Annotated in this window: 28 protein-coding genes; 21 read left to right on the forward strand and 7 right to left on the reverse strand. The window is 53.4% G+C overall.

The features are described 5' to 3' along the window. Positions 1-40: 40 nt before the first annotated feature. Complete coding sequence (locus tag E1N14_RS02830) at positions 41-1,660, reverse strand: mechanosensitive ion channel family protein (protein WP_062793560.1); 1,620 nt, start codon at positions 1,658-1,660, stop codon at positions 41-43. A 179-nt stretch (positions 1,661-1,839) separates the two neighbouring features. Between E1N14_RS02830 and E1N14_RS02835 the strand changes: the two genes are divergently transcribed. Further along, the gene (locus E1N14_RS02835; protein ID WP_025009326.1) at positions 1,840-2,175 is read left to right on the forward strand and encodes a hypothetical protein; all 336 of its coding nucleotides are present in this window, start codon (positions 1,840-1,842) and stop codon (positions 2,173-2,175) included. 4 nt (positions 2,176-2,179) lie between these two features. On the opposite strand, the gene E1N14_RS22140 is transcribed toward E1N14_RS02835, so the two are convergent. Further along, entirely contained in the window at positions 2,180-2,305 is a 126-nt protein-coding gene (locus tag E1N14_RS22140; protein ID WP_037436329.1) for a hypothetical protein, read from the reverse strand. 243 nt (positions 2,306-2,548) lie between these two features. On the opposite strand from E1N14_RS22140, the gene E1N14_RS02840 reads away from it, so the two are divergent. From E1N14_RS02840 to rraB, 6 genes are all read left to right on the forward strand, one after another. Continuing rightward, positions 2,549-2,848: a hypothetical protein gene (locus tag E1N14_RS02840; protein ID WP_062793559.1), complete on the forward strand. Its 300-nt coding sequence runs from the start codon at positions 2,549-2,551 to the stop codon at positions 2,846-2,848. Between the two features lie 81 nt (positions 2,849-2,929). Then, positions 2,930-4,135 (forward strand): hypothetical protein, encoded by a 1,206-nt coding sequence (locus E1N14_RS02845; RefSeq protein ID WP_025009327.1) that lies wholly within the window; start codon positions 2,930-2,932, stop codon positions 4,133-4,135. Then, complete coding sequence (locus tag E1N14_RS02850) at positions 4,119-5,027, forward strand: metal ABC transporter solute-binding protein, Zn/Mn family (RefSeq protein WP_025009328.1); 909 nt, start codon at positions 4,119-4,121, stop codon at positions 5,025-5,027. The genes E1N14_RS02845 and E1N14_RS02850 overlap by 17 nt, the downstream gene beginning before the upstream one ends. A 2-nt stretch (positions 5,028-5,029) precedes the next feature. Further along, positions 5,030-5,791: a metal ABC transporter permease gene (locus tag E1N14_RS02855; RefSeq protein ID WP_093982046.1), complete on the forward strand. Its 762-nt coding sequence runs from the start codon at positions 5,030-5,032 to the stop codon at positions 5,789-5,791. A gap of 138 nt (positions 5,792-5,929) precedes the next feature. After that, the gene (locus E1N14_RS02860) at positions 5,930-6,673 is read left to right on the forward strand and encodes a 1-acylglycerol-3-phosphate O-acyltransferase (protein WP_025009330.1); all 744 of its coding nucleotides are present in this window, start codon (positions 5,930-5,932) and stop codon (positions 6,671-6,673) included. 31 nt (positions 6,674-6,704) lie between these two features. Then, positions 6,705-7,094, forward strand: coding sequence for a ribonuclease E inhibitor RraB (gene rraB, locus E1N14_RS02865; RefSeq protein WP_025009331.1), 390 nt, complete (start codon positions 6,705-6,707; stop codon positions 7,092-7,094). Between the two features lie 76 nt (positions 7,095-7,170). Here rraB and degS read toward each other — a convergent pair whose 3' ends face one another. The 3 genes from degS to E1N14_RS02880 form a co-directional block, all read right to left on the reverse strand. Beyond that, entirely contained in the window at positions 7,171-8,253 is a 1,083-nt protein-coding gene (gene degS, locus E1N14_RS02870; protein WP_062793558.1) for an outer membrane-stress sensor serine endopeptidase DegS, read from the reverse strand. Positions 8,254-8,402: 149 nt separating this feature from the next. Beyond that, the gene (gene degQ / locus E1N14_RS02875) at positions 8,403-9,758 is read right to left on the reverse strand and encodes a Do family serine endopeptidase DegQ (protein WP_025009332.1); all 1,356 of its coding nucleotides are present in this window, start codon (positions 9,756-9,758) and stop codon (positions 8,403-8,405) included. Positions 9,759-9,907: 149 nt separating this feature from the next. After that, positions 9,908-10,255, reverse strand: a complete 348-nt coding sequence (locus E1N14_RS02880; RefSeq protein ID WP_025009333.1) for a ZapG family protein — start codon at positions 10,253-10,255, stop codon at positions 9,908-9,910. A 170-nt stretch (positions 10,256-10,425) separates the two neighbouring features. On the opposite strand from E1N14_RS02880, the gene zapE reads away from it, so the two are divergent. The 9 genes from zapE to E1N14_RS02925 all read left to right on the forward strand — a co-directional run bounded on the left by zapE (position 10,426) and on the right by E1N14_RS02925 (position 18,831). After that, on the forward strand, positions 10,426-11,520 hold the full coding sequence (gene zapE, locus E1N14_RS02885) for a cell division protein ZapE (RefSeq protein ID WP_062793557.1): 1,095 nt from the start codon (positions 10,426-10,428) through the stop codon (positions 11,518-11,520). A gap of 298 nt (positions 11,521-11,818) precedes the next feature. Next, entirely contained in the window at positions 11,819-12,247 is a 429-nt protein-coding gene (gene rplM / locus E1N14_RS02890) for a 50S ribosomal protein L13 (protein ID WP_025009334.1), read from the forward strand. Between the two features lie 14 nt (positions 12,248-12,261). Next, positions 12,262-12,654, forward strand: a complete 393-nt coding sequence (gene rpsI / locus E1N14_RS02895) for a 30S ribosomal protein S9 (RefSeq protein WP_025009335.1) — start codon at positions 12,262-12,264, stop codon at positions 12,652-12,654. A 116-nt stretch (positions 12,655-12,770) separates the two neighbouring features. Further along, positions 12,771-12,959 (forward strand): DUF2065 domain-containing protein, encoded by a 189-nt coding sequence (locus E1N14_RS02900; RefSeq protein WP_025009336.1) that lies wholly within the window; start codon positions 12,771-12,773, stop codon positions 12,957-12,959. Between the two features lie 65 nt (positions 12,960-13,024). After that, on the forward strand, positions 13,025-14,320 hold the full coding sequence (locus tag E1N14_RS02905) for an adenylosuccinate synthase (RefSeq protein ID WP_025009337.1): 1,296 nt from the start codon (positions 13,025-13,027) through the stop codon (positions 14,318-14,320). 113 nt (positions 14,321-14,433) lie between these two features. Continuing rightward, positions 14,434-15,054, forward strand: coding sequence for a tetratricopeptide repeat protein (locus E1N14_RS02910; protein ID WP_025009338.1), 621 nt, complete (start codon positions 14,434-14,436; stop codon positions 15,052-15,054). A gap of 45 nt (positions 15,055-15,099) precedes the next feature. Then, positions 15,100-17,517, forward strand: a complete 2,418-nt coding sequence (gene rnr, locus E1N14_RS02915; RefSeq protein ID WP_025009339.1) for a ribonuclease R — start codon at positions 15,100-15,102, stop codon at positions 17,515-17,517. Beyond that, positions 17,518-18,255, forward strand: coding sequence for a 23S rRNA (guanosine(2251)-2'-O)-methyltransferase RlmB (rlmB, locus tag E1N14_RS02920; protein ID WP_025009340.1), 738 nt, complete (start codon positions 17,518-17,520; stop codon positions 18,253-18,255). It begins immediately after the preceding gene. A gap of 69 nt (positions 18,256-18,324) precedes the next feature. Then, positions 18,325-18,831, forward strand: a complete 507-nt coding sequence (locus tag E1N14_RS02925) for a hypothetical protein (protein ID WP_168429407.1) — start codon at positions 18,325-18,327, stop codon at positions 18,829-18,831. A gap of 26 nt (positions 18,832-18,857) precedes the next feature. On the opposite strand, the gene E1N14_RS02930 is transcribed toward E1N14_RS02925, so the two are convergent. Then, positions 18,858-19,601: a DUF481 domain-containing protein gene (locus E1N14_RS02930; protein ID WP_025886868.1), complete on the reverse strand. Its 744-nt coding sequence runs from the start codon at positions 19,599-19,601 to the stop codon at positions 18,858-18,860. Positions 19,602-19,806: 205 nt separating this feature from the next. Between E1N14_RS02930 and rpsF the strand changes: the two genes are divergently transcribed. From rpsF to rplI, 4 genes are read left to right on the forward strand one after another with little or no spacing between them, the layout of a single operon-like run. After that, on the forward strand, positions 19,807-20,208 hold the full coding sequence (gene rpsF / locus E1N14_RS02935; protein ID WP_025009342.1) for a 30S ribosomal protein S6: 402 nt from the start codon (positions 19,807-19,809) through the stop codon (positions 20,206-20,208). A gap of 8 nt (positions 20,209-20,216) precedes the next feature. After that, the gene (priB, locus tag E1N14_RS02940) at positions 20,217-20,522 is read left to right on the forward strand and encodes a primosomal replication protein N (protein ID WP_025009343.1); all 306 of its coding nucleotides are present in this window, start codon (positions 20,217-20,219) and stop codon (positions 20,520-20,522) included. A gap of 11 nt (positions 20,523-20,533) precedes the next feature. Next, positions 20,534-20,761, forward strand: coding sequence for a 30S ribosomal protein S18 (rpsR, locus tag E1N14_RS02945; RefSeq protein ID WP_025009344.1), 228 nt, complete (start codon positions 20,534-20,536; stop codon positions 20,759-20,761). 30 nt (positions 20,762-20,791) lie between these two features. Then, a complete protein-coding gene (gene rplI / locus E1N14_RS02950; RefSeq protein WP_025009345.1) occupies positions 20,792-21,244 on the forward strand; it encodes a 50S ribosomal protein L9 in 453 nt (150 codons plus the stop codon). A 246-nt stretch (positions 21,245-21,490) separates the two neighbouring features. On the opposite strand, the gene E1N14_RS02955 is transcribed toward rplI, so the two are convergent. Continuing rightward, positions 21,491-23,692 (reverse strand): S46 family peptidase, encoded by a 2,202-nt coding sequence (locus E1N14_RS02955; protein ID WP_062793555.1) that lies wholly within the window; start codon positions 23,690-23,692, stop codon positions 21,491-21,493. A 130-nt stretch (positions 23,693-23,822) separates the two neighbouring features. Here E1N14_RS02955 and dnaB point away from each other — a divergent pair, with 130 nt between their 5' ends. After that, positions 23,823-25,229, forward strand: a complete 1,407-nt coding sequence (gene dnaB, locus E1N14_RS02960; protein WP_025009346.1) for a replicative DNA helicase — start codon at positions 23,823-23,825, stop codon at positions 25,227-25,229. Positions 25,230-25,288 lie beyond the last annotated feature (59 nt).

The raw sequence follows: 25,288 nt of genomic DNA on the forward strand, positions 1-25,288 counted from the left end.
CAGATGCGCCCTTGGTTGTATTGGATCCTGCCGCGCCGATTTAACCGCGATAGAAGTGTACGTCCCGCTGCGGGAATGGAATACTGATCCCTTCCTCGTCGAAACGCATCTTCACCGCCCGGGTGATGTCCCAGTAAACTTCCCAATAGTCTTCCGGCCTGACCCAGGGGCGCACCACAAAGTCCACCGAGGATTCGCCCAAGAGGTGCAGTTTAACCGTAGGCTCAGGGTGCTTAAGTACTTTGGGATGCTCTTGTACCAGTTGCTCCAGCACGGCTTCGGCCTGTTCAATATTATCGCTGTAGCTGATGCCGAAGGTCATATCTACCCGTCTGTGATGCTCGGCGGTGATATTGTTGATGGTATCGCCCCAAATTTTGTTGTTGGGAATGATCAGCCGCTGGTTGTCCAGGGTCTTGATGGTGGTAGATACCAGGCTCATATGGCTGACTCTGCCTGTGACGCCGGCGGCATGGATCAGATCTCCCACATCGAAGGGACGATAGATAAGGATCATCATCCCTGAGGCGAAGTTGGACAGGGTATCCTGTAGCGCAAAACCGATAATTACCCCGGCAATACCGAAACCGGCCAGCAATGGGCCGAGTTCGAATCCAAGCTGTGACAAGGCTATCAGCAGCCCCAAGGTGAAAATAATCTTGCCGGAAAGCGAGGTGAAGAAATCTTGCAGCAGCTTGCTGAACTTGAGCTTGGAGTTACTGACCGCCTTGGCGACGATTCGCTTGGTTAATTTGGCCAACAAGACGGAAAGTAGCAAGATAAACAAGAAGATAAATATCTTGAACAGTATATCCGGCCCACCTTCAATCAACTGCGCCTTGGCGATATCAAACCATTGTCCGGCCAGACTGGAGACGATATCGATATTGAGGACGTCCTGGGTGATATCTCCGGAAATGGCAAACAGGGTCTTTTTCAGATCGCTGGTATCTACATCCAGTTTATCCAGCATGCCTATCACTGCACTCAGGCTGCTGCTGTTGTTTTCCAACCGCTCTTTCAGCAGGGTCAAGGTCTTGCTCTGCTCGCTGCTGACATCTTTGCCCGCCAGCGCATTTTCGGCCATTTGCACGCCCAACTGCTGCTGGTTGTAGCTCACCAGACTTTCGAGCAACTCGGCTCTGACGATAAGACGTTGCTTGAGTGATTCTTTCGCCTGGCTGACATCCTGTCCCAGTTGCTCTGACCAGTTGAGCAGTTCCAGCAAGCCTTTTTGAATTTCATCCTTTTCCAGGCTGCGGCGGGAGATCTCAAGCATCAGCTGTTGATCTTCCCCTTTGCCGAGCTTGCCCTGCAGCGACATTATCTCCTTGTCGAGATATTGCACCATCTCCTGCAGGAGTTGCCGCTGCGCTTGCAGATGCGGCAAAACATTCACCTTGGCATTCTGTTCTGCGCTCTTGTCGCCAATGGCATCTATGCTCTCTTTGAGTTTATTTCTTTGTGCCAGAGTTAGCGCCTTGATCCTAAACTCAGTCACCGCCTTGAGTTCGCCCTTGGCACTGCGAAGCTGTTGGATATTTTGTCTTATGGTTTGCTGCATCAAAGTGAGCTGCTCGGTAGCGAGCGGTTCGGGTTCAGATGCGAAAGATTGCCAGGAAAGAGATAAACACAACACGAGCAAGAGAGTTCTAACCATGTTTTTGTCCGATTTTTATCTGTATTTTTGAAGTGTTGGAGTCAATAAATATGACACGAAATGTCCCATGACGCCCAAAAAGCTCACGGATTTGTGGTTTTTCACTCATGGGAGATATAAGGCAGACGCCAGCTTTGCTAGAATAGCGCCCTTTGTTGAGCTCGCCGGAGAACGCTCGAGTGCTATGTTCCAATTGCAATAAAACCTTTAATGTTTCTCAGATAGCCCGGCAGCGGGGCAGTGGCTTTTCCGCGCAGATCCAGTGTCCTCATTGTGAAGCCTGGCTTGGGAAGACGCCTTGGTTATTGAAATTGAAACTGGTGGGTTTTTATCTGGGGGCGGCTGCGGCTATCTTTGCCTGGTTGGTTCCAGAGACCAGACACTTCGGGATACCTGTCGCAATCCTTGGGCTGATCGTCTTGCTGATCAGCCACCTGATGGATCATCTGCACACGGTTGAAGCGCCGGTTAAAGTTGAAGAGGATGATTCGGCGCAGCGGCAGAAGTATCGCTGAGGGCTCAGTCTACCACCTGTACCTGATTGGCCAGGGAGGTTTCTACGTAATAGATGCCGCCCAAAATGGCGCCGCAAAACAGAATGGCAAACAGGATAATCCCCAGGTTATTTTTGAGAAATGCCAACATAGCTTTTCCTTTGGTTAGGCTGCTCCCATGGGCGGGCCCGCGCGAGCACAAAGAGTATAGGGTAAACCTTAACCGGCAGAGCTTAAGCAGAACTTAATCTCAGCCAGGCCTGTAAGCTGTAATTAGCGCCGAAACCTTGGCGTTGTTACATATCTTGTAACTTTTAGTTTCAGCTTCGCCTTGTTAACCTTGTTGCAACCTCGGGGTAGGCTGGCTTACACTAGCGCCGGATCTATCTGGGGGATGTTAGGTTTGTATATCGCTGTTCGTACAAGAAGCACTATTGCCATATGGCTTGCCGCCATACTGGTGCTCTTGTCTGTGGCTGCATCGGCCCACAGCATTTCCCATCTCGAAGAGGGTCACAAGACCCACTGTACTCTCTGTTTCCATCAGCATCAGCTGAACAAGCTCATGCCCGGCACCGGGCTGCATCTGGATGCTGTCAAACAATCCTATATCAGAGTCAGTTTTACGGCTCCTTCCTGGCAGGCGCCCCACGTTCGCCTGTTTAACAGTCGTGCTCCACCTGTAACAGCCTGAATTTAAAGAGACATCTATTTAAATTTTGCTATCGACCGCATGGAATTGCGGTGCGATGACTGCTGTATTTCAGGAGCTAAAATGACTGTTTTTTCAACTCGTATTTCGCCTCTGGCCTTGGCCTGTGGCTTGGTTTCCACCTGTGCAATGGCCCAGGACCCTACGCTGACCAATCCGGCGATCAGTGCGGTTTTGGATGGCTATTATCAAACGGCGGATCGTCCCATGGCCGAGCGCCAGGAAGGTTTTGGTCTGGGGGAAACCGAACTGGCGCTCAGCGCCAATATTGACGATATGTTTTACGGCAAACTCACCACCACCATAGAAAATCATGATGGTGATACCGAAGTGAATCTGGAAGAGGCTTTTATTCAGACCTTGGCGATGCCGGCAGGGTTTGCGGTGCGCGCCGGACGTTTCCTGTCTGATGTGGGCTATCTCAATAACCAACATCCCCACACAGACGCCTTTACCGACAGACCGGCGGCTTACCGTGCCTTCCTGGGCAATCACTACTTCGATGATGGTATCCGCTTGAACTATGTGGCGCCGACAGACCTTTACTGGGTAATGGGTCTGGAAGCTTTCAAGGGCGACAAGATGCGTGCCGAGGATGAACACGGCGAGCGCGAGTTCAAGGATGTGGGTGTTTATACCGCTTACACCAAGATAGGTGGCGATATAGGGACAGACAGTTCCTGGCAGTTGGGGCTGTCATATCTGCGCAATGAAAATGGCCGCATGACCCCTTTTGAAGAGCACGCAGGTGAGGAAGAGGAGCATGATCACGGCCACGACCATGAAGGTCACAGCCATGGTGCCTCTTATACGGGTGAAAACACCTATATTGCCGACTTTGTTTATAAGTGGGCACCCAACGGCAACTACAAGTATCAGCATCTGACTGTTAGTGGTGAATATTTCCGGGTGGCAGATTTCGTTGCCGAGGCCGAGCATGAGCATCACGAGGATGAACACGCCCATGCAGAGCCGAAAGATTACCATCAGGGCTGGTATCTGAGCGGTGTCTACCAATGGAGCCCCAGCTGGTCTACCGGGATCCGCTACGGCGAGCTGGATACCCAGCAGGCCCACGACGATCATTTCCACGGTCAGAAGCTGAAAGAAACCGAAGTTAGCCTGGCTTGGCATCACAGCCACTTCTCTACCGTAAGACTGCAGTACACCAATCAGCGTGGCACTAATTTCGACGGTATCGAAGACGACAATGTTATCACTCTGCAATACGTTATGACTCTGGGGGCCCACGGTGCGCATCAATTCTAAATTTGTCGGCCTGGCCACGGCCGCTTTGACTCTGGTGGCCAGTTGGCAGGCTCAGGCCAGCCTGAATATTTTTGCCTGTGAACCTGAATATGCCGCGTTGGCCAAGAGCTTGGCGCCGGATGCGGACATCTATTCGGCCACAACCGCCTTGCAGGATCCTCACCAGGTGCAGGCTCGGCCCAGTTTAATCGCCAAGATGCGCCAGGCTGATCTGGCGGTCTGCGCCGGTGCGGATCTGGAAATCGGTTGGTTGCCTATGCTGCAGATGAAATCTTCCAACGCCAAGGTGCGCTCTACGGATCAGGGGCTGTTTTTTGCAGCCGATCAGGTTGAGACCCTGGATAAGCTGGATTCGGTCGACCGCAGCATGGGGGATGTGCACGCCAAGGGGAATCCGCATCTGCACTTTGACCCGTATCGGATGCTGGATATCGCCAAGGCGCTGAGCGCCAAGCTGGTGGCCCTGGACCCTCAAGGAAAAGCCGATTACGAGGCTGCGCTCAAGGCATTCAGCGAGCGTTGGCAGCAGGCTATTCCCAAGTGGGAAGCCGAAGCGGCATCACTCAAGGGCAAGAAGGTTATCGCCTATCACACCAGTTTCCGCTATCTGTTCAACTGGTTGGGAGTTTCTCAGGTCGCGGATCTCGAGCCCAAGCCCGGGTTGCCCCCCAGCAGTTCACACTTGGCTTCGCTGCTTGAGCGGGCAGGGCAAGGGGATGTCAGTGCCGTGGTAGTGGCATCCTATCAGGATGAACGTGGCGCCAACTGGTTGGGTGAAAGAGCCAAGTTGCCTGTATTGGTATTGCCCATGTCGGTCGGTGGTAACGCCCAGAGTCAGGATCTTTTCAGCCTGTATGACAGCGCCATCTCGCTGCTCAAGAGCGTGAATTGATTATGGACAGCGGACTGTTCAGCATACTCTTGCCGGCCTTTGCGGCCGGCCTGCTGGTACTCTCAACCCATGTGGTATTGGGGCGTCAGGTGTTGAAGCGCGGGATCATCTTTATCGATCTGGCGATTGCCCAAGTGGCGGCTCTGGGGGCGATAGTGGCGCATCTTAACCATGATCTGGAGGATATTCCTTATTCTCATGTATGGATGCCGGCATTGTTTGCCCTGGCCGGGGCCGGAGTCATAGCCTGGTTGTCACGTAAGATGGCCTCTGAGCTGGAGGCCATGATCGGCTGCTTCTACGTGTTGGCTGCTGTGGCTGCCATGTTGCTGCTCTCCAACGACCCCCATGGTGCCGAGCTGCTCAAGCAACTGATGTCGGGGCAGATCCTTTGGGTCAACTGGCCACAACTGATCTTGCCGGCACTGGTTTATGCTCTGGTGTTGGGGCTATTGCTGTGGCGCCCGTCTTTGCTCAATGGCGCCGTGTTTTATCCCCTGTTTGCCCTGGTGATAACCCTGTCGGTGGAGCTGGTGGGTGTCTATCTGGTGTTTAGCACCTTGATTCTGCCGGCACTGGCGCTGAATAAATACAGCGGCCGTTTCGCACTTGGCTGGGCCTATCTGGTCGGGGTATTGGGTTATGTCGCCGGTCTGTGGGCCTCGGCGAGTTATGACCTGCCTAGTGGGGCCGCGATAGTGGCAACTCTGGCACTGAGCGCTCTGCTGTTCCGTGTGCTGCTTGGCTTCAGCGGCCGCCGCTGAGACTGGCGAGATTGAATGCGGCCCCAGTGGCCGCATTTTTTTATGCTGTTAAAAATCAGCGCACAGATGTAAACAAAAGATTGAGCCACAGCAGGCCTGTAGCTATACTGTCCGCCGTTGCATAAGTGGAGTAAATTTATGCTGTTGATAGTCCGTTCTCTGCTGCTGGCGGTACTCTTATTGCTGGCCTTTGTTTTTGGTGGCATTTTTTGCATCTTGCGTCCAAGACACAGAGACAATGTACACCTGTTTGCCCGACTGTTTTCGGCGGTAGCGCCTATACTGGGTGTTAAAGTCATAGTGCGTGCAGGCAAAACCAACCCGGGTGAGCCCTGTATCTTTCTGGCGAACCATCAAAATAATTTCGATATGTTTACCCACACAGCAGCGGTTCCCAAAGGCACTGTCAGCCTGGGAAAGAAGAGCCTGTTGTGGATGCCGCTGTTTGGTCAGCTTTATTGGCTTTCGGGTAATATTCTCATCGACCGTAAAAACCGTACCCGCGCCTTTGAAACCATGGCCGAGACGGCGCGTAAGATCAAAGAGAAATGCCTCTCTGTATGGATATTTCCTGAAGGCACCCGCAGTCGCGGTCGCGGCTTGCTGCCCTTCAAGGCTGGGGCATTTCATACCGCCATAGCCGCCGGAGTGCCTATGGTACCGGTACTGGCTTCCAATCAGTGCCATATCAAGCTCAACCGCTGGAACAATGGCGTGGTGATCATTGAGATGATGGAGCCGGTGGCGACCAAAGGCCTAAGCAAGGCCAATGTTAAAGAGTTGTCCGATAAGGTCCATGCCACCATGGCCAGCAAACTGAAACAACTCAATGCCGAGGCGGCAGCACTTATGGGTAAAACTGTGCCCGCGGATATCGTATAATACCCTCTGACCTATTTTTTCGGAGACAAGCATGTCCATTGAACGTCTGTTGCAGGCACAGAAGCAGGAAAACCGTGACATTATTCAGTCCTTGCTGGATGACGGTTCTGAGGCCGATGCTGAATACACCATAGAGCACCATTTTTCGTCCACTAACTTTGACCGCCTGGAAAAGGCCGCAGTCGATGCCTTTAAATTGGGCTTTGAGGTTAACGATGCCGAAGAGGTGGAACTGGATGATGGTAGTTTGATTTTCTGTTTTGACGCCATTGCCTACCACCAACTGGAAGCCGAACTTCTGGATAAGGCCTGTGAGCAGTTGCTGCAGCTGGCGGTCAAGCATAAGGTTGACTATGACGGCTGGGGCACCTATTACATAGGTGACGAGCTGGAAGATGAAGACGACGAAGAGCAGGACTAAGTCCTGTTACCAATAAAAACACCGGGTTCTTGGCCCGGTGTTTTTGTCTCTGCCAGTTTTGCCGGCAGATTTATTTTCAGTTGTAGTCGACCGGCTTCTCGCCAATAACGACCGGGAGCTCTATCTGTTTACCGGCGCGGATCACCTGCAGTGTGACCTTGGTACCAGGTGTGGTCTCGGCAATCCTGTCCATCAGCATATAGATGCGGGTAACCTCTTCCCCCTGATACTGAGTGATCACATCTCTGGGCCTCAGACCGGCCAGTGCTGCCGGGCCATTGGGTTCTATGCCGGTTACCACTACGCCGCGAAGATCCGGCAAATTAAGTATTTGCGCCACAACCGGGCTGACGTCTTCACCCGAGATCCCCAGAGCCCCGCGAATAACCCGGCCGTCCTTGATCAGTTTGCCCATGACAGCGTAGGCTAGCTTGATGGGAATGGCGAAGTTGATGCCATGGCCACCCCCTTCACCGCCTATCTGGAAGGCGGCAGTGTTGATGCCTATCAGGCCGCCATGGGTGTCTATCAGGGCACCACCCGAGTTACCGGCATTGATGGCGGCATCGGTTTGCAGAAAGTCCAGGTAGCCTGTGCTCAGGCCGTTACGACCTGTGGCACTGATGATCCCCTGGGTAATGGTTTGCCCCAGGTTATAGGGGTTACCTATGGCAAGCACCACATCGCCCACTTGAGGTGGGCTGTCGAGGTTAACCGGTACGACTGGCAGGTTATCCCCCTGGATCTCCAGCACAGCCAGGTCAGTTTCAGGATCCTGACCGACTACCTCTGCACCGAATTTTCTGCCATCCTGCAATGCCACCACAATTTCATCGGCCTTCTTGACCACATGATAGTTAGTGAGAATGTAGCCTTCCTTGCTCATGATGACGCCTGAGCCCAGGCCCTGCAGAGAGCCGCCATTCAGAGGCCGGCTCTGGTTGATACTCAGGCTATAGATATTCACTACCGCCGGCGCGGCGCGGCGTACCGCCTTGGCAAAGGACAGCTCTGCACCACTGTTTCCCCTGAACTGCAACAGGTTGCCACCGAGATTGCCTTCGCCCATAAAACGGTTGGCCAGCAGAAAGACTGCCGCCATTACCAGGCCAAAGACCACAGCTTTGCAGATATAGATCAGGGTTTCTTTCATTATGATGACATTGCTGAATATTAAAAAAGGCTCGTTAGATTAGCATGTTTCTTGCTCTTGCGAACAATAGTCAAGGCTCAGGAAGTCAATTTTGCCCTGAATTGGGCACCGGAAATAGAAAAAGCGGGGTTATCCCCGCTTTTTCCGGATGACTGTCAACCTCTGAGGATCAGATACAGGCTGCTGTTGCCCCTGACTATCTTCAGTGCCACTGCGCCTTGTTGCTCTTTGAGTTCTTCTTTCAGTGCTTTGAGAGTGGCGGTCTTGGTACGGTTGACCCCAACAATCAGGTCACCTTTTTGCAAGCCACTCATGGCCGCTGGAGAATTCTGGGCGATATCGGTGATCTCGATACCTTTCTTGCTGTTCTCCAGAGTGGCACCGGCCAACATAGGATGAACGGCGCCGGCCGCAGTTTCTTTCACTTGGCTGGCTTCGCCCAGAGTGACTTTGACTGTCTTGTCATCACCATCACGTATCAGGCCAAGCTCTACCTTGGTGCCGGCACCCATGGTGCCAATCTTGGCTCTCAATTCCTGGAAGCTCTTGATCTTGCGGCCATTAATGCTGACGATAATATCGCCTGCCTTGATGCCCGCCTTATCGGCGGCGCTGCCTTCCATTACTTCGCTGACAAAGCCACCGTGTTGGGTCTTGAGACCGAAGCCTTGAGCCAGTTCATTGTCCAGATCCCGACCCATGACCCCCAGAACGCCGCGGCGGACTTCGCCGTGTTCGATAATCTGATCCACCAGGCTATGAACCATGTTGGCCGGTATCGCGAAGCCGATACCTACGTTACCGCCGCCGGGAGCCACAATGGCGGTATTGATACCGATAAGCTCGCCGCGCAGGTTAACCAAGGCGCCGCCTGAGTTACCGCTGTTAATGGCGGCATCGGTTTGAATGAAGTTTTCCAGCATCTCTATGCCAAGGCCTGTACGCCCCAGAGCGCTGACAATACCTGAAGTCACGGTTTGCCCAAGACCGAAGGGGTTACCTATGGCCACGGCAAAGTCGCCAACCCTCAAGTCATCCGAGTCGGCAGATTTGACTGCCGTGAGGTTGTCGGCCTCAATCTGCAACAGGGCAATATCGGCATCTTTATCTTTGCCTATCAACTTGGCCTTGATTTCGCGGCCGTCGTGCAGCCCTACCTGAATATCATCGGCGCCATCGATTACATGGTTGTTGGTGACTATATAGCCCTTGTCGGCATCTATGATGACACCGGATCCCAAACCGCGAAATGGTCGCTCCTGTACTTGCTCCTGAGGGGCGTTGGGGCCAAAGAAGTAGCGGAATATATCCGGTACCCGTTGGCGGGAAACCTGAGTGCCGGAAACGGCGACAGAGACAACCGCAGGTGTGGTTTGCTCCAACATGGGTGCCAGACTCGGCATGGTTTGGCCGTCTACGGCTTGTGGCAGCGCGGCCTGGGAGACTACAGGGGCCAGTGTCAGGGTGGCCCCTAGGAGGGCGGCGGAAACAAGAGATAACTTGGTCTTCATCTATGCATTGCTCCTAATACGGGATCAAATAACCATGTACTGTTTGCCACCGAGGTGGCTGAATCATAAAGGCTCTTACGAGCGTCCGGTAATTAATCCGACTTTAATCCTGTGTAAAAAGTTCATCATTCATTAACAAAGATTAATTTTTATTGCACGCTGACAGGGGACGCAGTCTCTGGCCTTTCTTCCGTGTCAGGCACACTGGTCAGCATAGCTGGCAAAGGGGCCAGTTGCTCCTCTTTGGCCAATCTTTGGCTGCCCTGATTCCAATGCTGATTGAGGCGATTGATCTGTTCTGTCAGTTGTCCCAGCAGTGCCCTTTGTTCGGCCAGATGATCGCTGACCTCCTGCTTGTGTTGGCTCAATTCCATCTTGCTGCGCTCTATGGTAGCCCCTTTATTGCTCTTGCCGAGCCCCCGGCTGACCAAGGTCTTGCCGATATAACCCAGTATCAACCCCAGAATGAAAGCCGCAAACACCAGTGGCCATTCCATATCGACTCCTTAAGTTTGTCTTTGTGTCTTATGCTCTTGCTCGACCCCATAGGGATACCTGGCAAAATATACCCCGAGCGTGGGTCTCATGATACCATTTGCCGCCCCAACTCTGTTGCGTGAGTTGGGTTAGGTACCCATCAAATTAAGGTTAAAAGAGAAGAATTCAAGTGTCGCAGTTAACCCCCTGGCAGCATTACCAACAAGATCTCACCCGTGAAGATTTCAGTCATGACCCGGCGCAGGAGCAAGCGGTAAAGGCATTACAGCGTGTTTATGATGAGCTACAAAGGCCGCAAAAGTCCGGATGGCGCAATTGGTTCAGCCGGGAAAAAAACAGCAAGGTTCAGGGGCTTTACCTCTGGGGCGGTGTTGGGCGCGGCAAGACCTATCTTATGGACACCTTTTTCGATGCCCTGCCGGGTGAGCAGAAACTGAGAGCGCATTTCCATCGCTTTATGCACAGAATTCATCGGGAACTGGACGAGCTCAAGGGAACCCGGGACCCACTGTTGGTTATAGCCAAACAGATGGCGCAGCAATATCGGGTGATCTGCTTTGATGAGTTCTTTGTTTCAGACATCACGGATGCCATGTTACTGGGCACGCTGTTCGAGGCCCTATTCAAGGAGGGCGTGGTCTTGGTGGCCACTTCCAACATAGTGCCGGACGACCTCTACAAGAATGGTTTGCAGCGGGCCAGATTTTTACCAGCCATCGCCGAAATCAAGGCCAATTGCCAGGTGTTGAATGTCGATTCTGGAATTGACTATAGACTGCGGACCCTGGAACAGGCCGAGATCTACCATCACCCGCTGGATGAAACCGCCGAGTGCAATCTGCAACGCTATTTCACCCAACTGGCGCCTGAGTCTGAAGTCTCTGAAACGCCGCTGGAGATAGATGGGCGCAGCATAGTGATCCGTAAGCAGGCCCAGGGTGTTTTGCTGGCCGACTTCCGCGCGCTGTGTGATGGGCCGCGCAGTCAGCGGGACTATATGGAATTGGCGCAGCTGTTTCACACAGTGTTGCTCAGTGGCCTGGAACAGATGGGCGCCCAGCAGACAGGGGATGATATCGCCCGCCGGTTTCTGGCGCTGGTGGATGAGTTCTACGAGCGGCATGTGAAACTTATCATCTCGGCCGAGGTACCGCTCGAGCAGATTTACACAGATGGGCAACTGAGTTTTGAATTTCGTCGCTGCCGCTCCCGTCTGATTGAGATGCAGTCCCGGGATTACCTGGCTTTGGAGCACCTGCCATAGGGGATGATTGCCCCCGTTTTGTTGCCGACAATCCAACCGAATGAGCGCGGTGACCAAGGCGTCGATGGTGCTAAAGCGGTAACGACTTGAAAAAGATCGTCTTTTACGGCGGGATCTCAAAAAGCAGGTGATTTTTAGTTCAGCTTTGTCTATAATCCGCCACCTGCCCACGTTACTCCGCCGATTGGGCGGATTTAAAAGCCAGATTCTTTGCTCGAAGGGGCAGAGAAAGGCATTTTTGTGTTATCTGCATCCGCAGGTAGCATGTGACAGAATTTAACTTTGGGTTTTTGTAATAATGAAGACTTTTACTGCTAAGCCAGAAACTGTAGCTCGTGACTGGTACGTTGTTGATGCCGAAGGTAAGACCCTGGGTCGTATCGCCACTGAAATCGCTCTGCGTCTGCGTGGCAAGCACAAGGCTGAGTACACTCCTCACGTAGATACCGGTGACTACATCATCGTGATCAACGCCGAGAAAGTAACTGTGACCGGTAACAAGGCTGCAGGCAAGACGTACTACTCGCACTCAGGCTTCCCAGGTGGCATCAAGCAAATCAGCTTCGAGAAGCTGCAAGCTCACAAGCCAGAAATGATCATCGAGAAAGCAGTCAAGGGTATGTTGCCGAAAGGCCCTCTGGGTCGTGCCATGTTCCGTAAGCTGAAAGTTTACGCTGGCGCAGAGCACAACCACGCTGCACAACAACCTCAAGTTCTTGATATCTAAACGGGATTAAGCAAATGGCTGCAACTCAGTACTACGGCACTGGCCGTCGCAAAACTTCAACTGCTCGCGTATTCGCTAAAGCAGGTAGTGGCAACATCGTTGTTAACCAACGTCCTCTGGATGTTTACTTTGGTCGTGAAACCGCTCGTATGGTTGTTCGTCAACCGCTTGAGCTGGTTGAAATGACTGAAAAGCTGGACATCTATGTAACTGTTAAGGGCGGTGGTATCACTGGCCAAGCCGGCGCTATCCGTCACGGTATCACCCGTGCTCTGATGGAGCTGGACGAAGCTCTGCGTCCTACTTTACGTTCTGCTGGTTATGTAACCCGCGATGCTCGTAAGGTTGAGCGTAAGAAAGTTGGTCTGCGTAAAGCACGTCGTAAGCCACAGTTCTCCAAGCGTTAATATCGCTTTCGAGATACCAAAAACCCAGCGTACGCTGGGTTTTTTTATGGCTGAGATTTATCCCTGGCAGCCCTGTATACTCAGGGTTGTTGTGGCAGGTTTAAATGGGGTGAAACATGAGTTGGCAACTACTGTTGATGGCCTTGGGTTTGGTATTGATCCTGGAAGGGGTGGGGCCCTTGTTATTCCCCAACCGCTGGCGTCGTTACCTGTTGGAAGTGGCTTCCCAACCGACAGCTATCATGCAACGCCTGGGCGGCGTCCTGGTTGTTGCAGGAATTGTCATATTGATTATTTTTTCATAAATACTTGCCCCTTCCATGCCAATATCTGTTAGAATCCTGCTTTAACCGCAACCTTGCAGCAAACAATGGGCAAAAATGTAGTTGTTCTCGGCACTCAATGGGGTGACGAGGGAAAAGGTAAGATTGTCGACCTTCTGACCGAACAGGCAAAATTCGTAGTCCGTTACCAAGGTGGCCACAACGCTGGTCATACTCTGGTTATCGATGGTGAAAAAACCGTTCTTCATCTGATCCCCTCAGGCATTCTGCGCGATAACGTCAAGTGCATTATCGGCAACGGCGTGGTTTTGGCGCCCGATGCTCTGATGAAAGAGATCGGCATGCTGAAAGAGAAAGGTATTCCGGTAGAGGAACGCCTGCTGATCTCTGAAGCTTGTCCTCTGATCCTTCCTTTCCACTGTGCGCTGGATATTGCTCGCGAAAAAGCGCGTGGCAACAAGGCTATCGGTACTACAGGGCGCGGCATCGGCCCGGCTTATGAAGATAAAATTTCCCGTCGCGGCTTGCGCGTAGGGGATCTCTTCAATCCACAACTGTTTGCCGAGAAGCTGAAAGAAGTGATGACCTATCACAACTTTATGCTGACCGAATACTATAAGTGCGAAGCCGTTGATTACCAGAAAACTCTGGATGACGCGCTGGCACTGGCAGACTACCTGAAAGGTCTGTGTGTGGATGTCACCGAATTGCTGGATCAAGCCCGCAAGAATGGCGACAACATACTGTTTGAAGGCGCTCAGGGCACCTTGCTGGATATCGACCACGGTACTTATCCATTTGTAACCTCTTCCAACACTACCGCAGGTGGTGTGGCAACAGGTTCAGGATTCGGCCCACGTCACCTGGACTATGTCTGCGGTATCATCAAGGCTTATACCACTCGTGTGGGTGCCGGCCCATTCCCGACTGAACTGGAATGTGAAATCGGCGATCACCTGGGAACCAAGGGCCAGGAATTTGGTGCGACAACCGGTCGTAAGCGTCGTCCGGGTTGGTTGGACATAGTGGCTATGCGCCGCGCGGTTCAGATCAACAGCATCAGTGGTTTCTGCCTGACCAAGCTCGACGTTTTGGACGGCTTGAAAGAAGTGAAGCTCTGCGTAGGCTATCAGCACCCAGACGGTACTGTGTCCAATGTGACTCCGCTGGCGGCCGAAGGCTACGAGCACGTTACTCCTGTGTATGAGACTATGCCAGGCTGGAGTGAAAACACCTTTGGTGCCACTTCTCTGGAGCAACTGCCGCAGGCAGCAATCAACTATATCAAGCGGATTGAAGAACTGCTGGAAACACCTGTCGATATCATCTCAACCGGGCCTGACCGGAATGAGACCATGATTCTGGTGAATCCATTCAGTTAAGTAAAAAGGCCGCCTAAGCGGCCTTTTTCGTTTATGGGGCTTACACTGTTTGCCCTTAAGAATTGGGTTATACTGCCGATGAAAAGACAGTCTATTTGTCATCAGGACAGCTTATGTTGCGTATAGCCCTATTACTCTTGTTAGTAACCAGTGCCAATGTGTTGGCCGAAGAAACCAAGGCCGTGGATATCTACAGCCAGGAAGAACTGCTGGAGCTTATTCGCAGCAAGCAATACCTGACCCGGGTCAAAGCCGATGACTGTCAGCTGGTGCAGGATATTGAGGCGCGTGCCGAAGTGCTCAAGCAGCCGTTGTACCAGTACCTCTGGGGTGAGATGCTTAATTTCGGCATCTGCGTCAAGGCCAATCCGCCCAGAGGAATATCGCTGCTCAGGGATGCCGCCGAGCAGGGCAGTGCCGAAGCCATGGTGCGCATTGCCGAGTATTATAAAGATGGCAAGTTTGTACTGCAGGACAAAGAACGTTCGGTGCAGTACCTGTTACCCGCTGCCGCCAACGGTGACCTGCCGGCCAGAATGATGCTGGTCGAACTGTTTGCCAAGGGTTATGGTAGCCCAAGGGATTATGTCTTGGGGTATCACTGGCTCTACAACCAGGTGTTCAGCGATGAACAGACCCAGCAAGACGCCAAAAGATTATTGCAGCTGTTAGCGGCTAAAATGCCCGCCAGTCAGGTGGAGAAGGCCAAAAAGGAACATCTGCAAAGCCGTTAATTAGCTTGTCGCACTGGATGCGACAACGAAAAAATTGGAAATTGAATGATAAAAGATCCTCATTTTGAGCGAGAACAAGATAAGTACGACAACCCCATCCCCAGCCGGGAATTTATATTGGAATATCTGCGCTCGCAGACCTCTCCCCTGAATCGTGAGCGGATCGCCACGGCCCTCAACATCTCCGACGAAGAACAACTCGAGGCGCTGCGGCGTCGGCTGCGTGCCATGGAGCGCGATGGTCAGCTGGTATTTACCCGCGGCCAGTGTTATGGCCTGCCGGAGCGGATGGACTTGATCCAGGGGACTGTGCTGGGCCACAGAGATGGCTATGGCTTCTTCCGTCCCGATGAAGGCGGTGATGACCTGTTTATCAACCATGGTGACATGCTCAGATACTTCCATGGCGACAAGGTGTTGGCGCAGAAGGCTGGAGTCGATCGCAAGGGGCGCCGCGAAGCTCGCATAGTGCGCTTGGTCGCCGAGCGAACCGCCGCCTTGGTGGGGCGTTTCCATGTCGATTGCGGCATGGCCTTTGTTATTGCCGATGATAAGCGGATTACCCAGGAAATATTGATAGACAACGCTGATCGCAACGGCGCCCGTCAGGGCGATGTCGTGGTGGTGGAACTCACCCGCAGGCCGGGGCGCTATGTCAAAGCCGCCGGTAAGGTGGTTGAGGTGCTGGGTAAAGAGATGGCGCCGGGCATGGAGATAGAAATTGCCCTGCGCAACTATGATCTACCCCATACCTGGTCTGCCGCCATCGAAAAGAAACTGCGCAAAATATCCGATGAAGTGCAGGAAGAGGACAAGGTAGGTCGGGTCGACCTGCGGCAACTGCCCTTGGTCACCATAGACGGTGAAGATGCTCGCGACTTTGACGATGCTGTCTATGCCGAGCGCAAGCGCAGCGGCGGTTGGCGCCTGTGGGTGGCCATTGCCGATGTCAGCTATTATGTGCGTACTCAATCGGCGCTGGATCAAGAAGCCCGTGCTCGAGGCAACTCTGTGTACTTCCCGTCACAGGTGATCCCCATGTTGCCGGAAAAGCTCTCCAACGGCCTGTGTTCCCTGAACCCGGGAGTTGACCGTCTCTGTATGGTGGCCGAGATGACAGTGTCGGCGTCGGGTAAGTTATCCGGCTACAAGTTCTATCCGGCGGTGATGCATTCCCACGCCCGTTTCACCTATACCCAGGTGGCGGCCATGCTGGAAGGCGAAGAAGGCCTGGAAGAGCATAAGCCTTTACTGCCGCATCTCAAGGTGTTGCAGGAGCTGTATCTGGCGCTCGATAGCCAGCGGGCCAACCGTGGCGCCATCGCCTTTGAGACGCTGGAAACCCAGTTCATCTTCAATGAGCAGCGCAAGATAGACAAGATAGTGCCCAGAGCCCGTAACCAGGCGCACAAGATCATCGAAGAGTGTATGATCCTCGCCAACGTGGCGGCGGCCAAGTTTGTCAAAAAGCACAAGGGTGAAGTCCTCTATCGGGTGCACGAAGCGCCATCCGAGCAGAAGCTGACTCAGTTCAAGGAGTTTCTGGCTGAGCGGGGGCTCTCCATGGGTGGCGGTCTCGAACCTGAACCCAGTGACTACCAGGCTCTGATGGAAAAAGTCCAGGGGCGCGCCGATGCCGAACTCATTCAGGTGATGTTGCTGCGCTCCATGCGCCAGGCGACTTACACACCGGACAATGAAGGCCACTTTGGTCTGGCGCTGGAGGAGTATGCTCACTTTACTTCGCCGATTCGCCGTTATCCTGACTTGGTGTTGCACAGGGTGATCCGTTACCTGCTCGCCAAGGAGCGCGGTGAAGCGAGCGACAAGTGGACCCCGGACGGTGGCTATCACTATCAGCTCGATGAGCTGGATCAGCTTGGCGAAGAGTGTTCCAACACCGAGCGCCGCGCCGATGAAGCCACCCGTGACGTCTCCGACTGGCTCAAGTGTGAGTTTATGCAGGACCATGTGGGTGACACCTTCGATGCGGTGGTGGCTTCTGTCACCAGCTTCGGGCTGTTTGTGCGCCTCAATGAGCTGTTTATCGACGGCTTGGTGCATATCTCCACCCTGGGCAGCGACTATTTCCAGTATGATCCCATGCGCCAGCGCCTGATAGGTGAGCATTCAGGGCAGATCTACCAGATTGGCGATGCTGTGACGGTCAAAGTCGCCTCGGTCAATCTGGACGACAGACAGATAGACTTGCTGATGGTGGACGAAGAGGGCCGCAGCCAGCGCCGTAAAGGCCGCAGCAAGAGTAAGCCGCTGACCGCGCGGGAAAGGGTCAATATTGAAGGAGCCCGCCGCTCGGCCAAGGCACAGAAGCCGGCAGGTAAAGGGAGCGCCAAGTCTAAGTCCACAGGCGCATCCGCCGCCAAGAGCAAATCAACCAAGGCTGCCGGCAACGCCGGGGCGAAAAAGCCCAAGGCAGCCAAACGAGTCAAGAGAAAGAAGTAAATGAAAAAACAGGAACTGGTGTTTGGCATTCACGCGGTCGAGTCTTTGCTGAAACACGCTCCTGAGCGGGTGCTGGAAATGTGGCTGCTCAGTGGCCGTCAGGATGATAGGGTCAAGCCCTTGTTGGAGATGGCGGCTCAGTGGGGCATTCGCGCCCAGCAGGCATCCCGCAAGACACTTGATGACAAGGCTGAAAGCACTCAGCATCAGGGGATCATCATCCGGGTGCGTCCGGCCAAGGTCTTGACCGAAAACGATCTGGAAGTCCTGCTGGACAAGACGGACTCGCCATTTTTGTTGATCCTGGATGGCGTCACAGATCCCCACAATCTGGGGGCCTGTCTGCGAAATGCCGATGCGGCCGGAGTTCACGGCGTCATAGTGCCCAAAGACAACTCCGTGGGACTGACGCCGACCGTCAGCAAGGTGGCTTGCGGCGCGGCCGAGACAGTACCTCTGTTTCAGGTGACCAACCTGGCGCGTACCATGAAGCGTTTGCAGGAACGGGGTGTGTGGATTGCCGGCACTGCAGGCGAGGCTGACAGCACCCTGTATCAGGCTGACCTCAAGGGGGCTCTGGCTATTGCCATGGGCGCTGAAGGCAAGGGGCTGAGACGCCTGAGCCGCGAAAGCTGCGACACCCTGATTTCTATTCCTATGGCGGGCAGTGTTTCCAGTCTGAACGTGTCGGTGGCAACAGGTATCTGCCTGTTCGAAGCTGTGCGTCAGCGCCTCTAACTGCCGAATATGGCAGCCTCTCTTGAGAATACGGGCCATGAACTGTATAGCAGTGCCGGCCCGTATCTCATGCAACTGCAACAAGGCTATCTGGGTGAAATCTATGGCATGGCGTTCTTCGAGCGCCTCGGCCGGGATTATCATTCTCAGGTAACCGAGAGCCAGTTAACAGAAAGTCAGTTAACAGAAATCCACTTAACAGAAAGCCAAGCCGTGTTTTCTCTACTGTTCAAGGTGGAGCAATATACTGCCAAGGCTTTGCTGAAACTGCTGCCTGAGCTGGCGAGTCTGGATGAGGCGTTGCCGGAGCAGCTGCGCATGCAAGCGCAGAAAGAGGTGGACAGTTGGCTTAAGCTTCCATGGCATAAACTGCTTGCGGCGCTGCGCCTCTGGGTCGAACCTTACCAGCAAAAATATGCCAAGTGGGCGGATGATGCCGAGAATAACTCTGAGTACGGCGCAGCCTTTCGTCTGTTGGAGCGGCATGAAACCGCCATCTATCTCTACTTGCAGGCGCTTGAGCGCGGTGAAAAGCGCGCCGCGTTAATCCTGGAGCGTTTTCTTGGAGCTCTTTAGTTGAAAGAGCTCTTCAAGCGCGGGAGTTACTGAAAGGTATAGAGCAGGTTGAAGGTGGTGATTGTATCTGTCTGTTTACTGCCTTCCGGCACCACTTCTGTATATTTGACGTTGAAGCCTATCTTGAAGGCCCAGTCCTGAAACAGGGTGTTTTTATAGCCCATGTCCAGTGCCAGAGTATTGTTATTTTCGCCCACCTCGGCGGTCAGGTCGGCAGTGAAACTGGTGTACTCGTGGATCTTCTGTTCAAACTTGGCCGCGGTTCGTAGGATCACATCTTTCTCGGCCACAGGATCCGGCGCCGCGTCAGTTTCTATCGGCATGTTGTATCGGTAACCAGGGCCGACTTCGAGACTCAACTTGGTACGGCGGGTGCTGATGGCATCGAAACCATAACCGCTGGAAACCGTGTAGATCTCTGTGTAGGAACCGAACTTGTCCCAGATGAATTCACCGCGGCCAAAGATATAGCCGCCGTTGAGTTTGTAGTTGGACTGCAGCTGCAGATCGTATTTTTCGGCAGTGGTTTTTTCAGAGTCAGAGGCGAAATAGGCCTTGAGGGTTCCTTCCTGCTTGGCGTTTTCCGTGTCGTAAACCAACTTGGTACGACCGTTGAAACTGCTTGAGTCTGTGTTACCTGTGTTGAGCTGAAAGCCGGCCTCAATCTCAGCGGTGAAGTCGCTTGGAGGCTCGCGATAATCCGGAGGCACCAAGGCCCACGCCGAAGTCGGTAGCGCAAACAATAACGCCAATACAGAGGATCTTGTCATTATTCTTATGTCTTTTGCTGTGACTGCCATAAATTTAGCGTCACATAATACCTGCTCATGGGGCCGAGGCAAAGTTATTGCTTGAGTTTACCGCGGCCTTTATGTACTATTTCGCGCCTAATTCAGTCACATTAATTTTCGTTCCTTGCCTCAATTTGGTCTGACTGAGCCAACAACGAGGCTAGATAACCGTAAGGAGCACTAAATGCGTCATTACGAAATCGTATTTATGGTTCACCCTGATCAGAGTGAACAAGTACCAGGTATGATTGAGCGCTACACAGGTGTTATCACCGAAGCTGGCGGTCAAATCCATCGTTTGGAAGACTGGGGTCGTCGCCAACTGGCTTACCCAATCCAGGATCTGCACAAGGCTCACTATGTTCTGATGAACGTTGAGACCACTGCAGAGTCTGTTGAAGAGCTGGAAACTGCTTTCCGTTTCAACGACGCCGTTCTGCGTAGCCTGGTGATGCGCACTAAAGCTGCCATCACTGAAGCATCTCCAATGGCCAAAGCTAAAGACGAGCGCGATTCACGTCGCAGCGCCGTTAGCGAAAAAGCCGCTGAAGAAACCCAAGAAAACGCTGAAGCAAGCGCTGAGTAAGTTTTTCTGTGACCACCAATCACTTGGTGTTGTCCGGTACCGTCATTCGGTCCAGACACTTTGATAGCCCGGCTGGAATACCTCACACGGTAATTCAACTGGAACACAGGTCGCAGCGTTTCGAGGCCGATTTGCCCAGAAACGTCTATTGCCAACTTCAAGTGATATTGAGTGGTGAACGCTTCAAGAGCGTTGCAGACAAGCTGAAAGCGGGTGTGGATATCCAAGTCAGTGGTTTTCTGGCTCTACAACAGAGTCGCAATGGCCAAAGCCGACTGGTGTTACACGCCGAAAATGTCGAATTGAAAAATTAGGAGACTGTCAAATGGCACGTTATTTCCGTCGTCGTAAGTTCTGCCGTTTCACTGCTGAAGGTGTTACGGAGATCGATTACAAAGATATCGCTACTCTGAAAAACTACATCACAGAAAGCGGTAAGATTGTTCCAAGCCGTATCACTGGTACTTCTGCCAAGTATCAGCGTCAACTGGCTCGCGCTATCAAGCGTGCTCGTTATCTGTCACTGCTGCCATACACTGATCTGCATCAGTAATCGGCACTGTTCTAGCTAGAGGAATTGATAATGAACGTTATTCTGCTTGATAAAATCGCAAACCTGGGCAACCTGGGTGACCAGGTATCAGTTAAGGCCGGTTACGCTCGTAACTACCTGCTGCCAAAAGGCAAAGCTGTTGTTGCCAACGCTGAGAACGTAAAAGTTTTCGAAGCTCGTCGTGCTGAGCTGGAAGCCAAGCTGGCTGCCGACCTGGCCGCTGCCACTGCTCGTGCAGAGCAGATCTCTGCTCTGGAAGCGGTTGTTATCGCTTCTAAAGCCGGTGACGAAGGCAAGCTGTTCGGTTCTATCGGTACCCGTGACATCGCTGACGCAGTAACTGCTGCCGGCGTTGAACTGGCCAAAGCCGAAGTACGTCTGCCACTGGGCGCTCTGCGCACTACTGGTGACTTCGAAGTTGAAGTTCAGCTGCACACTGAAGTAAAAGCGGTAGTTAAAGTAACTGTTGTTGCTGAAGCTTAATCCCGGCTTTTACTAGAAAAACACCGCCTTCGGGCGGTGTTTTTTTATGCCTGTTTGCTGGCCGGGGCCGACGGTTTTTCCCCTTTCTTCTTCGCCTGCTAATGCCAAACTTAAGCACACTGTCACTTACCCACAGTTACTGTGGCTATCTCAGGCAGAATCGCTGCTGACTGGATTGCTTATTACTACAGAGACAAAACACCCGCCGGGGCGGGTGTTTTCTGGGTTATTGCAGATTAGTGGCTATCAGTTGCGCACCAGTTCCAGCTCTTTGAGCAGGTTGTCGGCATGATCCACTTCATCCATCATCCACAGAATGTAGCGGATATCCACGTGCACGGCGCGGGTGATGGTGGGGTTGAAGTACCAATCTTTGGTGATGGCTTCATAGGTGGAGTCAAAGTTGAGGCCAACCAGCTCGCCCTTGCCGTTAAACACGGGGGAGCCTGAATTGCCTCCTGTGGTATCCACGCTGGAGAGAAAGTTAACCGGTACAGAGTTGAACTCGGCCGGGTTATCCAGGCAGGAGAACAGGCGGCACAACCAGCTGCGAGGATCCTGATACAAGTGCTGCACCTTATGCTCGCCCAGTCGTCCCTGCTTGATGGCATCCAGCAGCTTCTGCGGTGCATTGTAGGGCTCGACACCTGTGTGCTTGGCGACTATCCCTTCCAGCTTGGTAAAGGGTTGCTTGTAGAGCGCATCACGGGACTGATAGCCATCGACCATACCATAGCTGATCCTTAAGGTGCCGTTGGCATCCGGATAGACAGGCTTACCCATGGCCTTGTTATAGGCAATGATCGCCTTCATGTAGGCGGGGCGGGCGATGGACAGCTTACCGGCCAGTTCCTTGCCGGCTTTTTCCTGCGCCATATTGGTGTCGTACAGGGCCACAGCCATGCGAATGAAGGGATCGCTGCTGCTCTCAAAGGCTTCCGGCTTGGCCTGCATCCAGTCGAGGCGTTTCTCTTGGTCGGTCAGCTCGGTCAGGGCATACATGCCTTCGAGCTTGTCGCCCAGGCTGATACCTTGCTCGGGTGTCAGCAACTGATCCATCACGGCGACCCGGTTATCCTGCGCCAGGTAGGCGTCGATATCCATCTGCCACAGTGTCTTGTCGACGCTGATATCGAAGCTGGAGTCAAGTCGCTTGAGATGGGCGGCGAACATCTTCATGTCACGCTCTTGATAACCCGCTTCGCGCTCGGCATCCGGCTTTTGGTTTTCTTGGGCCAGGCGATAAAGCTGCTTGGCGGCGCTGAGCAAGGCACTGGATTGAGCATTGTCAAAATAGTAGCTCTGCTGATACTTGTGCTGTTGCTCGGCCAGCAGTTGTTCGAGCTCACTCAGTTGTGCCGTCAGCGGCTGTGCGTCTTTATCTTTGGCCAGCCAGTCGCGGAAGGCATTTTCCTCGACCTGCTTGATAGCGGCAATATCTGTGGCGTGGAAGCCATCCAACAAGCCGTTGAGTTTTTTCATCCGGTTGGCCATGCCAGCCAGAGTCCCGGCATACTTGATGGCGATATCCTTGTCGGAAGCGCCCATGCCCTCAATGGTGTCGATTCTGGCCTGATAGCGGGCGGCTTGAGTCGGGTAGAGCCAGTCGCTGGCGAATCTCAACTCTGAGGTCAGGCGGTAGCGGCTGGTTGAACCCGGGTAACCGGCCACAAACACGCCGTCACCGGCCTTAACGCCATCGGCATTGACCTTGAGGAAGCTCTTGGGCTGATAAGGCACGTTATCCTCGGCATAGGCCGCAGGCTTGCCATCCTTGCCGACATAGGCCCTGAGGAAGGTAAAGTCGCCGCTGTGGCGAGGGTATTCATAGTTATCTATGTCGCCACCGTAACCGCCAACACTCTCGGGTGGCGCATAAACCAGGCGCACATCGCGAATAATCAGCTGTTTGATCAGGTAGTATTCAAGTCCATTATGGAAACTACGTACTGAGCAACGGTAGTTGTCGTCGGCTTCACACTCTTTGACCAGCGCCTTGCTGTTGGCCTGGATGGCTTCATAACGCGCCAGTGGCTCGGTCGGCAGATTGGCCGTTATCTTATCTGTGACATCTGTGACCGCTTCGGTGACATAGAGGCGCTCGTTGGGGCCGGCCGAAGGCTCCAGGCGTTGTTCTTTGGCCAAAAAGCCGTCGGCCAGATAGTTGTGTTCTTTGGTGCTGTTGTATTGAATACCCCGATAGGCACAGTGATGGTTGGTGACAACCAATCCTTGGGGTGAGACGAAACTGGCGGTACAATAGCCGAGGCCCACCACGGCGTTCATGGGATACTTTCCGAGATCGGCCAGTTGCTCTGCCGGGATGGCGATGCCGCGCTCACTGAGCTTGTCGGCAATAGAGGGCATTTGGTAAGGTTGCCACTGCCCTTCATCGGCTATGGCGAGGCCAGAGGTCAGCGCCAAGGCTGCAGCCAATGCATTGCGCATGTTCATTCCTTATTTATTGTTAGTGTCCGTTTGGATATGAAAAACAGGTTATTGTAGGTGTAAAATTCCTGTTCTGATTGAACCGGGTTTTATATCACATTTTGCCTGATTGTTGGAGAGTTGGAGATTTATGCAACAGCAAGGTGCCTTTAAGGCCAAAGACAAGCGAAGAGACGTCCAGGTTGACGCGCTCAAGCTGCCCCCCCATTCCATTGAGGCGGAACAATCCGTGCTCGGGGGACTAATGCTGGATGCAGAGGCTTGGGACAAGGTGTCCGAGGCCGTGGTCAGAGAAGACTTTTACTCCCGTTCCCACAGGCTGATTTTCGGTGCCATGCAAAAGCTGGTAGAAAATGGCCAACCCATAGATTTGATTACGGTTTCAGAACAACTGGAACTGACTGATGAGCTGGAAGATGCCGGTGGTTTTACCTATCTGGGTGAGATCGCCAAGAACACCCCCAGCGCCGGTAACATTCTTTCCTACGCCGAAATCGTGCGTGAGCGTGCCGTGGTGCGGGAGATGATCCGGGTAGCACATGAGATTGCCGATGCCGGTTACAACCCTGAGGGGCGGGACTCAGGCGCCTTGCTGGACTTGGCCGAAACTAAGGTGTTCAAGATAGCCGAGCAGCGCGCCAACGCCAACGAGGGCCCGGAGGGGATCAAGACCATCCTCGAAAAAACCGTCGACAAGATTGAGCAGCTGTACAACAACCCGCACAACGGTGTGACCGGTGTATCCAGCGGCTTCTCCGATCTGGATAAGATGACTGCAGGTTTCCAGTCCGGTGACCTGATCATTGTCGCGGCCCGTCCTTCCATGGGTAAGACCACCTTTGCGATGAACCTGTGTGAATACGCGGCGCTCAATGAAAACAAGCCAGTGCTTATTTTCAGTCTCGAGATGCCCTCGGAACAGATCATGATGCGTATGCTGGCGTCGCTTGGCCGGGTAGATCAGACCAAGATACGTACCGGCCAGTTGGATGATGATGATTGGGCGCGGGTGTCCTCTACCATGGGGATCATGCTCGAGCAGGGCAAGATGTATATCGATGACAGCTCGGGCCTGACGCCGACCGAAGTGCGCAGCAGGGCCAGGCGTATCGCCCGGGAATACGGCGGTCTGTCTATGATCATGGTCGACTACCTGCAGTTGATGCAGGTGCCGGCGCTGGCCGATAACCGGACCCTGGAAATTGCTGAAATCTCCCGCTCGCTCAAGGCCCTGGCCAAGGAGCTGGAGATCCCGGTGATCGCCCTGTCACAGCTGAACCGCTCATTGGAGCAAAGGGCCGATAAACGCCCGGTAAACTCTGACTTGCGTGAATCCGGCTCTATCGAGCAGGATGCGGACCTTATCATGTTTATTTATCGTGACGAGGTGTATAACGACGATTCGCCCGATAAAGGCACGGCAGAGATCATCATAGGTAAGCAACGTAACGGCCCCATCGGCCGGGTCAGGCTGACTTTCCAGGGGATGTTCTCCCGTTTTGACAATTACGCCGGTCCGCAATTTGAAGAGGACTAAACCTCTGCGGACGGTTTTCCCGGCGCGGCCAGAGAGCGCGCCATCCAATCCAAGATTGA

This window comes from Shewanella algae, from assembly GCF_009183365.2.
Taxonomy (GTDB): Bacteria; Pseudomonadota; Gammaproteobacteria; order Enterobacterales; family Shewanellaceae; genus Shewanella; species Shewanella algae.